This is a genomic window from Candidatus Eremiobacteraceae bacterium, assembly GCA_035295225.1.
In the GTDB taxonomy this organism is placed as follows: Bacteria; Vulcanimicrobiota; Vulcanimicrobiia; order Eremiobacterales; family Eremiobacteraceae; genus JABCYQ01.
The window spans coordinates 1-14,866 of record DATGJI010000004.1; the positions used below are offsets into that span (position 1 = coordinate 1).

The following is a 14,866-nucleotide window of genomic DNA, read 5'->3' on the forward strand; positions in this document are numbered from 1 at the left end:
GGCGCGGCGCTCGGCGCCGCTACGATGTTCGACTTCCGACGCTTCACCGAAATCGTCGCGGCCGTGAGCGATGGCGGCGTCTACTGCAATTTCGGCTCGGCGGTCATCCTACCGGAGGTGTTCCTCAAGGCGCTCTCCATCGCGCGCAATCTCGGCTACCGGAACGATTTCGTCACGGCGGATTTTGACTTCGTGCGACACTACCGGCCGCGGACGAATGTCGTGGTGCGGCCGCATCTCGATGGCGGAAAAGGTTATATGTTCACCGGCCATCACGAGATCATGATCCCGCTCTTCGTCGCCGGGCTGCGCACCGCGCTTAGCGCACCACCCGCGTGATCGTTCGATGAGCTGGCGTACGGCGCCGGTGACCCTGACCATGCTCGGCCTGTGCTGGGTCGCGTTCCTGTACGATCTTGCCGTGACGGGAGGCGATCAGCCGGCCGGACCGCTCGTCAGTCTGGGCCAGATCGTTCCGGTGCTGATCCAACAAGGGCAGTGGTGGCGGCTTATCACCTCGGGCTTCATCCACTATGGCATTCTCCACATCGCGTTTAATTCGTACGCGCTTTTCCAGGTCGGACTGTTGGTGGAGTACGTCTACGGCAGCGCGCGCTATTTCGCCATCTACATGGTCGCGCTTGTGGCCGGCGGATTCGCCGCGTACTATTCGACGATCGGAACGAACGATGCGACCGCCGGCGCATCCGGAGCCATCATGGGAGTGTTCGGCGCGATGGCGGTGCTCGGTTTCAAACTTCCGCACGCGCGCAGCGTCTTGTTGCGCAGCGCGCTTATGCCGATCGTGCTGACGCTCGGCAACGGCTTCGTGAACTCCGGCATCTCGAATGCCGGCCACATCGGCGGATTGATCGGCGGCGTGGCCGTCGCGTGGATCCTTACTCCCGCGCGGCTCAAAGAGCTAGCGCCGCAGGACCCCACGCCGCAATTCGGACCGCCCGACGGCTAGCGCGAAAGCGCAGATTCGATCGCGAGCAGCGTGCTCTCCGCGCATCGCTCCCACGTCATCGAGGAGGCGCGTCGCAGACCGCGCCGGCGCAGGTCGTCAGCCAGCGTCTCTTCGCTCAACACTCGCGTGAGCAGGGCGGTGAGCGCGGCCGTATCCGCGGGCGCGAAATACAACGCCGCGTCGCCGCCGGCTTCGGGGATGCTCGCCGCAGCCGACGCGATCACGGGGGTGCCGAATGCCATCGCCTCGAGCATGGGAAGTCCAAAGCCTTCGTAGCGAGACGGAAACACGAACACTGCCGCTCCGCGATAGAGTGCGGCGAGCCGTGCGTCGTTGACCTCGCCTTCCAGACGCGCATCGACTCCCGCGGCACGCGCTCGATCGCGAACGACCGACGCGCACCGGCCGGCCAAGACGAGGACCGTACCGCGTGCGACGCCCGGCGGGAGAGCCCCCATCGCCGCGACGAGCGCGCCGACGTTCTTGCGCTCCTCTGCCTCGCCGACGAATAACACGTAACGCCGTGCGTCGTCGAACACGGCCGGCGCGATCCCGGCGAACGCGGGTGGAAAAGCGGTGCCAAGAGGGACGACCGAGATCGGTGCTGCGACGGGCGCCAGCCGAAGCTCGATCTCGCTCTTCGTGAATTCCGAATCCGCGATGATCAGCGCCGCTTCGCGAGCGGTGGTGCGAAACGGAGTCTGCTCGTTGCGGCGCCTTCGCTCATCAGCCGCAGGTTCGACGAAAGGCCAGACGTCGTGGACGGTCGCAATGCGGCGCATCGGCGCAATCCACGTCATGCCGTTCCACGGATACCAGACGGCGTCCAATCCGAGCACGGCGGCCTTAGAGCGGCGAGCGACGGCAAAGTGTCCGCCTGCCTCCGCTTGCAGCCGGTCGCGCACGAACCCCGGAAAAAGCTGAGGCACCAAGAGCGTGACGGTCACACGTTCGCGCTGTGAGGCGGCCCACAGCGAGAGCAGAGCGCGCACGTACCTGCCGATGCCGCGACGGTCGTGCAGCAGATTCGCCGCGTCGACGCCGAGCGATAACGGCACGCGCGCCTTCTTACGAATTGGCCAGCGCGGCGAGGTCGACGACGGCGACGCCGTCGAGATCGTGGGCGAGCGCGCTGAGGTCGGGCCGCTGCGTGAACAGGATCGATTGGATACCGCGCGCGCCCAGCGCGGCGAGCCATCGCAGCGCGGCCGCCGCTCGTTGCGGATCCGCGTGGGCAAGCGCATCGTCCAAGATGAGGGGCACGCGCTCGCCGCTCGCAAGTGTTTGCGCCGTGGCGACGCGCAAGCTCAGATTCACTTGTTCCTTTGTGCCGTCCGACAGTTCGGCGGGGTCGATCGTGCCCCCGCGCTCTGCAGAGTCAAGCCGCACAGTGAAATTTAAGGCCATGTGCGCTCGCACGTATTTCCCCGCCGTGACGGCGCTCAGACCTTCGCCGAGCAATTCGTTCATGAGCGGAAGAAACGTCTTGTGGACGGCAGACTTCACCTCGAGGATGAGGTTTTGCGCACGCTGTGCCGCGCGGTGGGCCGCGGCCAGGCGCTGCTCTTCCTCGCGGCAAGCGGTGACGCGCTCTTCGAGGTCCGCGATATCCAGAGGTTTCGAGGCGTTGAAGGCGCCCTCGAGTTCGCTCAACCGCTTGTTGGCGTCAGCGAGGCGGTTGTTCAAATCAGCGAGTCCGGCACGCGCGGTGGCCTCGTCGACGGCCGCGGACAGCGTGAGCGCGACATCGGGGAGGTCGCGCAGCTCCTCGACCAACGCGACGATCTCGTGATGAAGCGACTCCACATCGTACGAACCGAGCGCTTGCGCGAGCGCCGCGTTCCTCTGCTCGTAGTCGGCGCGCGCATGCGCGCTCTGTTCGAGCGACTCGCGCAAGGAGCGGTACGCGTCGATACGCGCGCCGAGGTCTTGGTTCGCGGGCACCCCCAACGCGTCGAGACGCGCCGCCAACGCCGCGTCGGCGTGCGCCGCCGCCGCCTTTTCGCTTTCGCTCTCGGCTTGCAGGGAGCCCATCGAGTTGATCTGGGCCTCGAGTGCGCGCTGCTGCTCGCGGCGAGTGAGAACTGTCTGTTCCGCCGACCGCTTTTCCACCAAGAGCCTGTCGACATCGCCGCGCGCGGCGAAAAGCCGACGCGCCGAGGCGACGTCTGCCACGCCAAACGAACGGCAGTGCCCTTTCAGCGCATCGCGTGAGCGGTCGAGCTCATCGCCGAGTTCTTCGGCGGCATCTTCGGCAAAGCGGATCCTCGCCGCGCGCTTGCCGGCGGCGGAGATGAATGCGAGCAGCAGCAGGAGACCGCCGACTGCGACAGTGCCGCCGGAGTATTCCCAGACCTGGGCTTGCGTGTCAAAGCCGAAAATCAGCGCGAGAACGCCGGCGATGAGCATCACGGCAGCGACAAACGGACTTGGCGCCGGCTGCTGGCGCGCGATCGCCGCCGCGGTCTGGGCGTGGCGCGCTTTGCTCTCCAACAGATCCAGCGCGGCGTCTTCAGCTTCGAGAGAGTCGAGTTCGGCGCGGTTGATCGGCTGCTTTTCGTTCGCCTCCGATGCCGACTTGGAAGCTGTTTCGAGTTCGACCGCCTGCGCCTCGGCGAGCGCGATCGCGGTTTGACACTCGCGCAGGGAGACGCGAAGCTCGTCCGCCTGCTTTGCGCCGGCGGCGGCGCGCTTGGCCGCCGACTCGGCTTTAGCCCGCGCGGCCTCCCGTTCGGATATCATGGGCTCGGCATCGGCGATCGACGCGCTGTTCTCGCGCTTCACGCTGCCGCTTTCGCGTTCTGCCTCTTCAAGCTTCGCCTTCGCGTGCATGAGATCTGCCTGCGCAGCCTCGACTGCCTTCAGGCGGTCTTGCAGCGCACGCAATCTCGACGCCTTGACCGCATATTCGGCTTTGCGCGCACTTGCCGCAAGCTGTTCGACCTCGCTCGCCGCGGCCGCACGCTGTTCGATGAGGACGCGTAATCCGTGAAATGCCTTGCTCGCCTCTTCGCGTTCCCGCTCGGCCTTTTCGCGCGCGCTGCGAGCGCGGGCGAACGGCGTGGTGCGCGACTGCGGCGAGCCGATATCCACGTTCGCGAAGCGCTGCAACGCGGCGACCGCGGCATCGGCGCCCTCTTCGCCGGCGGCCCCAACCACCGACATCAGCCGCTCGCTCAAGCTCGCGAAGCCGTCGGGATCATCGTGGCGCAGCTCTCCGGCGCGGATGACGGCGGCCGCGGTGTATGCTTCGAGCGAGAGGGCTAACGCGCTCGAACCGGGGCCATCCTTTCTGCTGCCGCCCCACTCATCCACTTGCTCTTGCGTATCGAGCGTGCGCGTGATCGCGCGGACGTCGTCCGCGAAATCGCGAGTGGTCTCAAACGAGCGGCCATCGTCCATCGCGAACGCGACGCGGGCGCGAAACGGTGCACCTGGCGCCCACGGCCGATAGCGATTGAGATCGTCGTTGAAAGGTTGGTTCGGATAGCCGAAGAGCGTCCGGATGACGCATTCGGCAAGCGTGGACTTTCCGGTTTCGTTGTCGCCTGCGATGACCGTGAGCCCCGGCGCGAAATCGATCGGCGGCAGGCGCACGAGTCGGCCGAAACCGTCTATCACGATGCGCTTGAGGATCACTGAAACAGCCTCTTGCGCGCGAATGCGAGCAGCCCGAGTTTCAGCGCGCTCGCGAGCTCTTCGCGCTCGGCGACGGACGACGCGGCCGCGATGCGCGACCGCGCTTCCCGCACAAACGCCGCGCGCACGGTGTTGCCTTCATGTTCGATCGCGTCGAGGTCAAACGCCGCGAACTCAGGCACGATGTCTGAACCCGGGTACGCCTCGCGGATCTCGGCTCGCAACGCTTGCAGGTCGGGATCGAGCGACGGGGGCGCCGCGCCGACTAAGCGGAGGCGGCAAAAAATCGAACCCGGCGCGGTGACGATCGAAGCGAATCGTTCCTTGATCGCGTCTTCGAGGCTTGACGAATCGGCGTACGGTGCGACGTCGAGATCGGTCACGACGTAGCGCGTCGCACTTAACGGTTCGAACCCTACGTTGACGGTCCCGTCGGCGATGGTGACAATGCTCGCCGTGTGCTCCCCGTCCTGACTGACGTTGAGCGGTTCGGGTGAGCCGGGGTATGCGTAGTGCGTCCCTTGCAGTTTGCCGTGGAAATGACCGACCATGGCGTGGACCGCACCGGCGCGCGATATCTCAACGTCCGAGAAGGGCGCGATGGTCTCTTTGCCCGGCGGCATGTGTTCCTGATCGGAGCCATGGAAAAGCAAAAGGTGTGTCCCCGGGCCGTTGCACGTGAATCCACTGATCGCGCGTGCGTGGTCGAGCGCAGAGGTCTGGCCCATTCCCCACAGGGTGATGCCGTCGGCGAGCCGCTCTGGTCGAAACGACCGTTCGTCGAAGAGCGTGACGTTCGACGGCAACGGATGCATCTGACCGTAGATGGACGTGGGCGCGAACGGATCGTGATTGCCTGGGGCGAGGAAGACGCGCGTGGGCGCGATCTCAGCGAAGCAGCGGCGCAAGTATTCGGCGGTGTCTTTGCCGGCACATGCGTCCTCGTAGAGATCGCCGGCAACGCAGAACGCGTCGGCTCTTCGATCGCGCGTCAGGCGCAGCGCACGCTCGAACGCTTCTCGCAGCTGACGCCTCCGGCGCGCGCCGAAGCGCGCATCCTCGCCGGCAAACGCGGCATCGAGGTGCACATCGGCGATGTGGACGATGCGATAGCTTACGGTCCGCTCCTTTGCGCGACGATGCGCATGGCTGCATGGGAAGTGTGAGCTCCCGGCAAAGTCGCCCTGCCCGTGCTCATCGCCATCGGCGCCATTAGCGCGCTGGTCTTGCTCGTCCTCGCGAGCGACGCCTTCACCAACGCGGTCGAGTGGGTCGGCGCGCTGTACGGTTTGGCGCGCGGTGCCGTCGGCTCGGTGATCGCCGCCATCGGATCATCCTTGCCGGAAACCGCGATCGCATTCGTCGCGCTGGTCGTGCTGCGAGACCGAGCAAGCCAAGCGGTTGGAATCGGCGCGGTTCTGGGCGCGCCGTTCATGCTCTCAACCGCGGTCTTCGCGGTGGTCGGTATCATCGCGCTTACGCGGACGCGAGACTCGAGCGGCGATTGCAACGTGCGCGTCGGCATGCGCTCCACGCGTTTCGGCCTGGGGTTGTTCGCGTTGACTTTTGCGTTGGTCATCGGCGCGTCCTTTGCGCCGACGTCGATTGTGCGCACCGTCGTCGCCGTGCTGATCGTGGTCGCGTATGTGGCGTTCGTCACGTATAACATGCGCGATACCTCTCCGACAACGCGTGCCGAGCCGCCGCCGCTGCGCTTTTCGCCGGGAATGCGACGGCCGGCCCCGGCGGTGGTCTTCGCGCAACTCACACTATCATTGTGCGTGACGGTCTTCGCGTCGCACTGGTTTGTCACGTCGTTGGCGGCCGCGTCAACGGCGTTCGGGATCGCGCCGCTCGTCTTGTCTCTTTTCTTGAGCCCCATCGCAACTGAACTGCCCGAACTCTTGAATGTGGTGATCTGGATGCGGCGCGGCCTGGACGACTATGCGGTCGGCAACGTCATCGGGGCGATGATGTTTCAGACGTCGATCGCCTCAGCGATCGCGCTGCTTGCGACGCCATGGGTCATCGATCGCTTCGCCTATACCGCGGCGATCGCGACGTTTGCAGCCGTCATCATCGTCTTGTGCGTCAGTCAGATGCGCGACCATCTCAACTCGTGGGCGTTGACCGCCTGCGGCATCCTCTACGTCGTCTACCTATGGTACGCGATCGCGACCCACTAGACGTCATTTCGCGTACTGCGGGAAAAAGTAGATGAGCACGAGCGAAAAAGCGTTGAACGTCGTGTGCGCCACCATGTTCGGCCAGATCGACCGCGTGCGCGAGTAGAGCAAGGCCAGCCCGATTCCCACGACGGTCAGGGCGGCAAGGCTCCAAAGTTCCGCGTGCGCAAGTCCGAACGCAAGACCGCTGAGCACCGCCGCAGTCCATACCGGCATGCGCTGGGCGAGCGCGGTGAACATAACGCCGCGAAACATGAGCTCTTCACATATCCCGGCTACAAGCGCAACGGATACGAAGTCGAGCATGAACGACACGATGCCGTGATGGCTCATGATGATCTGCACGGTGGGTTGAGGATGGGGGCCGAAGATCTGTTGTTGCAGGCTGCCGACAACGTCACCGGCACCGATCAATGCGATGCCGGCGAGGATGCCGACGCCGACGTCGAGGATGCGAAATGGACGGCCAAACCCGAGCTGTTGGCGCGAAGCGCCCAGCGAGCTCATCGCCAAGCCGATCGCGATGAACGCCATGAGTGACTCGCTCGTGACGCTGATCAAGAAGAGCGACGGTGAGTTCAACATCATCACGAGCAGTTGCTGCGTGTTGGGTATGCTGTGCGGTTGCGCCTGAAGCTGCGGATACAAGACGATGATCGCGATGATGACACCGATGATGATCTGCACCAAGTACAGCGCCGCAACCCCGAAAAGGATGACGGCAGTGGCCCGCCAGCCGTTCCAGCGCGCCGGCGCGGAAAGGTCAGCCGGCTCTGTAGCGATCTCTTCCATCACCTACCTGTGAGATAATTGCGAAAGCGGCATAGCGGCCGCCTTTACCCTCCTGGGAGTGTGAATCCTAGCGCATGCAGCGCATCGGCAAGACGGATGTAGTCGCCGACGTCGATCCGTTCTGCGCGAGTCTGCCCGTCGATCCGGGCGGCTTCGAGTGCGGCGGCAAGAAGCTTGCGTCCAGCCGGTTCCAACCGCAAAGCCGATGCGATGCTGTTCGCCACCATCTTGCGGCGTTGCGCGAACGATGCGCGCGTCAGGGCGAAGAAGAGACGCTCGTCAACCGCTCGTGGCGCCGAAGCGGCATGCGGTTCGAGCACAACGACTGAAGACGCCACCGCGGGAGGCGGATAGAATCCGCCGGCGCCGATGTCCACGAGTTTGCGCGTTCGGCAACGGTACCCGACGAAAACGGTAAGACTGCCGTATTCCGGCTTACCAGGTGCCGCCGTCAGGCGCTGCGCGTACTCGCGCTGCACCATCAAGACGGAGACTTCCCAGTCGCCGGCGCAGGCCAGAATCCGCTCGATCAGCGGGGTGGTGATATTATATGGAAGATTGCCGCAGATCGCGCGCGGCGCGGGCACGCCACGAAAGTAGCCCGCGAAGTCGAATTCGAGCGCGTCGCATTCCCGGATTTCGACTTTTTTGTCGCCGGCAAATCTCTCACGGAGTATTGGAACGAGGTCACGGTCGATCTCGAGGACAGTGAGCGTCGTTGCGCGATCTTGCAGCGCCACCGTGAGCGAGCCGACCCCGCCGCCTATCTCCACGATTGAGGCGCGCGCCGGTACCGCGCTCGCGACCTTCGCTGCGAGCCGCGCGTCCAACAAAAAGTTCTGACCGAATCGCTTACGAGGTCGGAGCCCTAGACTCTCAAGCAGCCGCTTCGGCGACGCGTAGCGATCGTCGGACATGCGATGGAATGCGGCGGCGGACCATAAAGGTCCGCCCAACACGAACGGCGGCGGACCATAAAGGTCCGCCCAACACGAGCGGCGGCGGACCATAAAGGTCCGCCCAACCGCCTTAACGCGTGACGACGTATACCACGACCGGTTGGCGGCCGAAGCGGATCGCGTCATCGTATCGCTCCATACAGAGGTCGATGCGATGGCCGACGATCGCGCCGCCGGTGTCGGCGGCGATCGCGAGACCATAACCGGGAATGAACACGGTCGTTCCGAGCGGGATCACGTCCGGATCAACTGCCACGATGCCCCAACGCGCGCGCATGCCATTGGCCGTGTAGCCGGTCGGATTGGCTTTTGCGGTGTCGGCGGTGTACGCGGTGGCTTCCATGGTATAGACGCGGATCAAATGGCGGTAGGGCGTGTTCTTCTTGAGCATCGCAAACGAGCTGGGTTCGCCTTCGCGGACCAACGTCGCGGTCGGCGGACGAACGACGCGCGTGTAGACCACGACGCGATCGACCGCGATACCATCCCACGTCGTGACGCGTTCGGCGACGACCGAGAGTCCTCGGGAGCCGCGGCGGACGATTTTGCGTGCGCCGGGGCGCAGCTGCGGCGTGTATTCGACGGTCGTATCCTGTACGGTCGCGACGCGGCGGATCGTGACCCGCGTGACCACGTGGATCGGCGCGATCCGGCTGGCGGCATCACCGCGCTCAACGGAATTGAGGCGATTCGTCGTGCCCGAATAGGCGACGAGCGCGCTGCGTCGCGCGCCCGCGACGAAAAATCGCGGCGTCAATTGCGATGTGATCGTGTACGACCAAGCCGAAGGCTCGCGGGGTGGAAGTTTTGCGACGGCCGCGGAGCGGGCGGCGATGCATGTGATGAACAAGCCGAAGATGAGCAGAGCGGGAACGAGACGAGGCGAGAAATAACGGCGGATCGTGTCCAGGATTGTCTCCTCGAAGGCGTACGGCGCGGCTAGGCTGTCTCTGATATGATTTCAGCGAAGTCACGCGAATGCACGCGCGGGTGTCGATGGATCGCGACCGGTTGAAGGAGTGGTCCGCGATATCCGAGCGATCTAGTGTGCTCGGTCTCCGAAAATGCGCGTTCGAAATCAACATCGAACGTCACGAATAAAAGAAGGCTTATAAAAAGCCTGAATGAGTGCGATAATTATATCATGCGTTTTTGCGCGTCGTCAATTTTCGGTCCGGATGTGCGGTACACGCGCGCGATGGGACGACCATTCCATTGCGACGTTCCGCAAAAGGAACCGCAGTTCAACCACAGGAACGCAAATCGCGCAATGCGTTCCATGATGCGGGTTATCCACAACACGATTTGAAAGTCGCCATCTTCACCGAAGTCTACCGTCCGATCGTCAACGGCGTCGTCGCGTCCGTCGATTCGCTCGCCGATCATCTGCGACGCGCAGGCCACGATGTATATACGTTTGCGCCCCACATACCGAAAGGCGCGGAGACGCTCGGACGCGTGTTTCGCATGCCGTCGCTGCCGTTGCCGGCGCGCACTGAGTACCGTCTGACGCTGCCGCTCGTGTCGCGTAAGAATAAGCGCGCGTTCTTAAGTCAATGCGATGTGATCCACTCGCATTCGCTCTTCATCACCGGATGGATGGCATCGTATTATGCGCGCCGGCGATTCCGCGTGCCGCTCGTCTTCACTTATCACACATTGCTCGAGAGCTACGCGCATTATTCGCCTCTCAGCCAGCGATTGACCGCGCAGCTCACGCGCGAACTCACGCGCGGTTACGCGAACGCAGCCGATGCCGTGATCGTACCTACCCAGGCCGTCGCAGCTCAACTTCGGCAACAAGGTGTGAACGCGCCGGTCTGCGTCGTGCCGACGGGCATCGATATCGATGCGTTTCGCGCGGCCGATGCGGCGAGCGCTGCTGCCGTGCGCGCGCGCCACGGCATTCCGCTGGACGCACCTCTGGTGCTGCTCGTCTCAAGGCTTGCGCAAGAGAAAAATATTCCGCTTGCGCTGCTCGCGCTGCGCCGTTTGCGCGAGCGGTTGCCGGCCGTGCAACTGCTTCTCGTGGGCGCCGGGCCGCTCACAGAGGCGCTGAAAGCGCAGGCTGAGGCAGCCGGAATCGGTTCCGCAGTGACCTTCGCAGGCAACGTCGATCATGCCGAATTGCCGGCTTACTATTCCGCCGCGGACACGTTCATGTTTCCATCGACGACGGAGACGCAAGGACTTGTGATAGCAGAAGCGTTCGCGTCGGGATTGCCGGTCGTGGCGATCGATGCGCCGCAGACGCGCGACGTCTTCGGAATCCATCTTGCCGGAGCGCTTGTACCGGACGGCGAGGCGATGGCCGCCGCACTTTTCGATCTTCTGACGTCACCCGAGCGACGTGCGGCGGCGGCCGCACATGCACGTGCCGGCGCCGTTCAATTCGATGCGCGAGCCACGTCCGGGCGCGTCCTGGCGGTCTACAACGCCGTCTTGGCGAATAAGGCCGGCCTTGCCGATATGTCCGCCTTTGATGAACTGTTTGAGGTGGTGGACCCCGGGTATCAGGTCGGCGAGATCCCCCCACAAGTGTCCCGGATTAAGTAACCAACGGTCGGTATTTGAGCCGCCAAGTCCAATCCCTCGCCTTGACTATCGAACACCTGTTCGATACAATTTAAATGAAATGAACGCCACCCTAGCGCCCTCGCGCCCCGCCCTGCTTCCCCCGCGAACGCTCTCGCGGGCGCGGCAGCATCGCGATGCGGACTATCAAGCGAACGTCGCCATCATCCGCTGCGGGCCGAATCGCGGCGTCGCAGGGGTGCAGATCCTCGGCGCGCTCGGCACGCAATCGGGTGAACACTTCATTCCGTTCGAAGTTCAAGAGCTGCCGGCCATGCTCGGCCGCGACTTCGGGTACGCCGGCATGTTAGCCGTGCTCGAGCGCATGCGCAAGCTCGGTATCCGTCGTGTTTTGATCCATTCGGACGACGTCGCGCTCGTCGACGAGCTCGATCATCGCGCCGAGCCGCATCGCGAACTCAATCTGCCTTACATCGCGCTCGGATGCAAGCTCAACGAATTCGCGCGTGCTCGCATTCTCGCGGCGCCGGCCGAACGTCTCGCCGCCTTACGCGAAAAGACCACGGCGCTCGCCGGATCGATCTACCAAGAAGTCGCCTAGCTGAAGGGCCGACTGAAGGGGCCGCATAAGGCCGGCCCCTTCAAATAATCGCTGAAGAGGCCGATTTTCTATCGGCCCACATCTCGTTCGCTACGGCAGAATGGCGGTGATCTCTTCGGTCGCTGCTGTTGGTACCGTTACCAAGCCCGCATCTTGCGCCGCGATGGTGTCCGGCCGCCCTAAGAATCGCTTCGCGAGAACGCGCACGGTGCCGGCGATAGGCACGGCGACGAACATACCGAGCACGCCTCCCAATTCCGCGCCCATAAGGATTGAGACGATCACCAGCAGCGGCGACAATCCAACGCGCTGACCCACCACGGCGGGCGCGATGAAGTGGCCTTCAACTTCGTACATCGCGAGGAAGCCGAGCGCTACGACGAACATCGAGAGCGGGCCGTTCGTGAAGAGCGCGATAAGTACGGCGGGAATCGCTCCCGCGATCGCACCGACATACGGAATGATGTCGGTGACGCCCGCGAAGATACCGATCAAGAGCGCGTATTTGACGTGCAGCAGAAGAAGCATGATCGTGACGATGAGCGCCACGATCGAGCCGACGATGATCTGACCGCGGATAAAACCGCTGAGCACCGAATCAATGTCGGCCAGCACGTCCAGCACCATCTGCCGCCTGCGCTCCGTGACGAACTGGATGGCCATATTGCGCAAGCGGTCGAGGTCGAGCAAGATGTACGCCGCAAGTACCGGGATGATGATGAGTCCTGTGATGACCGATGCCACGCTCAACGCGATCGAGAGCGCCTGACCCGCAAAGGCCCCAACGGCGGTCTGAAGCTGTAGGACGAGCTGGTCGATGACGTTGACCGCGGTCTCCCTCGCTTCGAGCGGCACGGCGTCCAAGAGATTGTTGTTCGCGCCGACGATCGCGGCGCGCGTCTGCATGAGCAGCCCCGGGAAGTCGCGGCCGAGCGCGCGCATCTCGATAGCGATGCGCGGCCCGATGAAAGCGAAGATCCCGCCGAAGACGATGATCAAGAGCATATAGACCGTGGAGATCGCGAGCCAACGGGGCCAGCGGCGTTTCTGCAGCCAATCGATCGGCGGGTAGACGAGATAGGCGAAAAATGTCGCGCCGATGAGCACGACCACCACCGGCAAGACGCGCCTAAGCACGATGCCCGCCGCGACAAGCAGGCAGAGGCTGCAGAGCGTCAGCGCGACGATCTTGAGATTGCGCGTCAGACGGTCGTCAGCGGTCAAATGAACCATCGTCCCGCGCTTTCAACACCGGGGCTGCGATACCATACACCGTGACCACGGGCCCGGTTCGTGTGCCGTCCCGACGGGAACGAGAAGCGCACATGCAGACACGTCGCCGCGCGCTGAAGACCACCCTCGTCTGGCTGCTCGCCTTGGTCATCGCCATTGGCGCATGTGCGGTGATTCCGCCGCTTCGCGCAGCCGCGGCACGAGGCATACTGTCGATTGCGCTCTCATCAAAGTCGCTGCACCTCTCGCACGTCGATCTAACGCTTGACGCAAATCATGCGTCCGCTCGCGATCTCGTCGTGACCGATTCCGCCGGCACGACCGTTATCGCGGCGCGCACTGTCGACGTGGCCTATACCCTGAGCGGCCACGGAATCACACTTTCCAAAATCGCGCTCGACTCGCCGGCCGTGTTGGCGTCTCGACGCGCCGACGGTTCATTCGAACTGGCCGACCTCTTGAACGGTGGAGGGTCAGGAGGCCCCGCTTCGCCGCTCGACCTATCCGTCAAGAACGGACGCGTCGACGTGGTCAACGCCGCGTCGCCGGCCATCGCGGGCCGATCGATCTCGCTTCAGCGCATCAACGGCGCGGTGAACGTGCGGCCCGGCGCGATTTCGCGCGGAATGCTTTCCGGTTTCTATTCCAGCGGCGGGGCAACGCTGCCGGTCCACGGCGCGCTCTATGAAAACGATCTCAGCAACGTTGCGCGCGCCACGCTGCGCGTGCGCGGCGCTCTGATCGCACCGGCAGTCGATCTGTTCACGTCGAGCAAGGCGTTCGTCGTCGAATCGGGTACGGCCGACTTCGATGTCACCGCGTACGCCATCGGCTGGCCGAAGGATGCAGCGCCCGCATGGCACCTCGTCGGCGCGGGTTCGATTCGCCAGGGATGCATTCGGACGATGCCCGTCATCGTCGCGGTGTGCGGCGTCAGCGGGCCGGTCGGACTTCGCGACGGCACGCTCTTCTTTCCGGCGCTCTCGGGCGATGCCGCCGGCATCGCCTTGGGCGCATCCGGTCTCGTAACGCTCGAACCGAGCGCTGCAATAGATCTTGAGATCAAAGCGCTCGCGCCATTGGCGAAGCTGCGCGAGCTGCTCGCGTTCTCGAAAGCAATGCCTCTGCACGGCCAGGTTGCGGTCGACGTGGCTGTACGCGGTGCACCGGCGCAGCCGCACGCCGATGTCCGGTTGAAATCGCAAGGCCGGCTCGCCTACGATGCCGTGCCATTGTCCAGTCTTTCATCCGATCTCTACTATCATGACGGTCACGTTGCGATCCTCGCCGCCCGCGCGCTCTACGCCGGCACGCAGATCTATGGCGCAGGCGATATCGACCTGACCACGTCTCCTGTCAGCGCGCAGTTAGCAGTGCAAACCACGTCGGGCGCGGCGCGGCTGCCCGTCATCTCTCAGCTCGCGGCGAACGGCACCGTTCTCGCCGAGGGAGCGTTCCACGGCCCCCTCACGCAGCTGACCGGCGACGGATTTGCAGACGCCATTGATCAGGGGATGTCGGTACGCGTTGCAATGCATGCAGATCCGGAAGCCCTTGCCTTGGCGGCGTATGCACGCGAGGCAGCCGGCGGCGAGTTGTTCGCCGGAGCCGACGTCGGCCGCGCGAATGACGCCCCCGCGAACGCCGATCTCGTCGCACATCGCTTCGTGCTCACGTCGTCGGGTCACGCGGTTGGGCTGCCCGGTCTCGACGAACACATCGCCGCGCTGCCGCGAGGTCACGTGCAGCTCGACGGGGCCGCCGCGCTGCTCGGCACGCTTGCGGTTCCGTTCGGTCGCATGGCGTTGAGCGTAAGTCATGCCTCTCTTGAGAACCTTGCTCCCGCGGGCAACCCGCTCGTCGCGATCGACTCGGTCTCGCGCGCGTCGCTGCGAGGCGCACTGATCGGTCATGCATGGCTCGGCGACGTCGAAGTGAGCGATGTTCATGC

The 14,866-nt window shown here is 64.2% G+C and carries 13 protein-coding genes; 6 read left to right on the forward strand and 7 right to left on the reverse strand.

Going from position 1 to position 14,866, the window contains the following annotated elements; all coding sequences use genetic code 11:
* Both VKT51_00445 and VKT51_00450 read left to right on the forward strand, forming a co-directional pair.
* Nucleotides 1-339, forward strand: a 339-nt coding sequence (locus tag VKT51_00445; protein ID HLJ82625.1) for a hypothetical protein, incomplete at its 5' end; no start/stop codon positions are given.
* Between the two features lie 7 nt (nt 340-346).
* Nucleotides 347-970 carry a rhomboid family intramembrane serine protease gene (locus tag VKT51_00450; protein HLJ82626.1) on the forward strand — a complete coding sequence of 208 codons (624 nt, stop codon included), beginning with the start codon at nt 347-349 and terminating at the stop codon, nt 968-970.
* On the opposite strand, the gene VKT51_00455 is transcribed toward VKT51_00450, so the two are convergent.
* From VKT51_00455 to VKT51_00465, 3 genes are read right to left on the reverse strand one after another with little or no spacing between them, the layout of a single operon-like run.
* Nucleotides 967-2,028, reverse strand: coding sequence for a glycosyltransferase family 1 protein (locus VKT51_00455; protein ID HLJ82627.1), 1,062 nt, complete (start codon nt 2,026-2,028; stop codon nt 967-969). The two genes, VKT51_00450 and VKT51_00455, sit on opposite strands and share 4 nt — an antisense overlap.
* A 10-nt stretch (nt 2,029-2,038) precedes the next feature.
* Nucleotides 2,039-4,609: an AAA family ATPase gene (locus VKT51_00460; protein ID HLJ82628.1), complete on the reverse strand. Its 2,571-nt coding sequence runs from the start codon at nt 4,607-4,609 to the stop codon at nt 2,039-2,041.
* Entirely contained in the window at nt 4,606-5,697 is a 1,092-nt protein-coding gene (locus VKT51_00465) for a metallophosphoesterase (GenBank protein HLJ82629.1), read from the reverse strand. Before VKT51_00465 ends, VKT51_00460 begins: the two co-directional genes overlap by 4 nt.
* A gap of 102 nt (nt 5,698-5,799) precedes the next feature.
* Here VKT51_00465 and VKT51_00470 point away from each other — a divergent pair, with 102 nt between their 5' ends.
* Nucleotides 5,800-6,795 (forward strand): hypothetical protein, encoded by a 996-nt coding sequence (locus tag VKT51_00470; GenBank protein ID HLJ82630.1) that lies wholly within the window; start codon nt 5,800-5,802, stop codon nt 6,793-6,795.
* Nucleotides 6,796-6,798: 3 nt separating this feature from the next.
* Here VKT51_00470 and VKT51_00475 read toward each other — a convergent pair whose 3' ends face one another.
* From VKT51_00475 to VKT51_00485, 3 genes are all read right to left on the reverse strand, one after another.
* Nucleotides 6,799-7,587 carry a CPBP family intramembrane glutamic endopeptidase gene (locus tag VKT51_00475; GenBank protein ID HLJ82631.1) on the reverse strand — a complete coding sequence of 263 codons (789 nt, stop codon included), beginning with the start codon at nt 7,585-7,587 and terminating at the stop codon, nt 6,799-6,801.
* A gap of 44 nt (nt 7,588-7,631) precedes the next feature.
* Nucleotides 7,632-8,504 (reverse strand): 16S rRNA (adenine(1518)-N(6)/adenine(1519)-N(6))-dimethyltransferase RsmA, encoded by an 873-nt coding sequence (rsmA, locus tag VKT51_00480; GenBank protein HLJ82632.1) that lies wholly within the window; start codon nt 8,502-8,504, stop codon nt 7,632-7,634.
* A gap of 112 nt (nt 8,505-8,616) precedes the next feature.
* A complete protein-coding gene (locus VKT51_00485; protein ID HLJ82633.1) occupies nt 8,617-9,396 on the reverse strand; it encodes a 3D domain-containing protein in 780 nt (259 codons plus the stop codon).
* Nucleotides 9,397-9,851: 455 nt separating this feature from the next.
* On the opposite strand from VKT51_00485, the gene VKT51_00490 reads away from it, so the two are divergent.
* Both VKT51_00490 and VKT51_00495 read left to right on the forward strand, forming a co-directional pair.
* Nucleotides 9,852-11,102, forward strand: coding sequence for a glycosyltransferase (locus tag VKT51_00490; protein ID HLJ82634.1), 1,251 nt, complete (start codon nt 9,852-9,854; stop codon nt 11,100-11,102).
* A 79-nt stretch (nt 11,103-11,181) separates the two neighbouring features.
* Nucleotides 11,182-11,682, forward strand: a complete 501-nt coding sequence (locus VKT51_00495; protein HLJ82635.1) for a hypothetical protein — start codon at nt 11,182-11,184, stop codon at nt 11,680-11,682.
* A gap of 90 nt (nt 11,683-11,772) precedes the next feature.
* Here the strand turns inward: VKT51_00495 and VKT51_00500 are convergent, their stop codons facing one another.
* On the reverse strand, nt 11,773-12,915 hold the full coding sequence (locus VKT51_00500; protein HLJ82636.1) for an AI-2E family transporter: 1,143 nt from the start codon (nt 12,913-12,915) through the stop codon (nt 11,773-11,775).
* A 92-nt stretch (nt 12,916-13,007) separates the two neighbouring features.
* On the opposite strand from VKT51_00500, the gene VKT51_00505 reads away from it, so the two are divergent.
* Nucleotides 13,008-14,866, forward strand: a 1,859-nt coding sequence (locus VKT51_00505) for a hypothetical protein (protein HLJ82637.1), incomplete at its 3' end; no start/stop codon positions are given.

Coding starts and splice junctions, on each gene's coding strand:
- VKT51_00495 (HLJ82635.1), top strand. CDS start 11,182: ATGAACGCCACCCTAGCGCCCTCGCGCCCCGCCCTGCTTCCCCCGCGA.
- VKT51_00475 (HLJ82631.1), bottom strand. CDS start 7,587: ATGGAAGAGATCGCTACAGAGCCGGCTGACCTTTCCGCGCCGGCGCGC.
- rsmA (HLJ82632.1), bottom strand. CDS start 8,504: ATGTCCGACGATCGCTACGCGTCGCCGAAGCGGCTGCTTGAGAGTCTA.
- VKT51_00500 (HLJ82636.1), bottom strand. CDS start 12,915: ATGGTTCATTTGACCGCTGACGACCGTCTGACGCGCAATCTCAAGATC.
- VKT51_00450 (HLJ82626.1), top strand. CDS start 347: ATGAGCTGGCGTACGGCGCCGGTGACCCTGACCATGCTCGGCCTGTGC.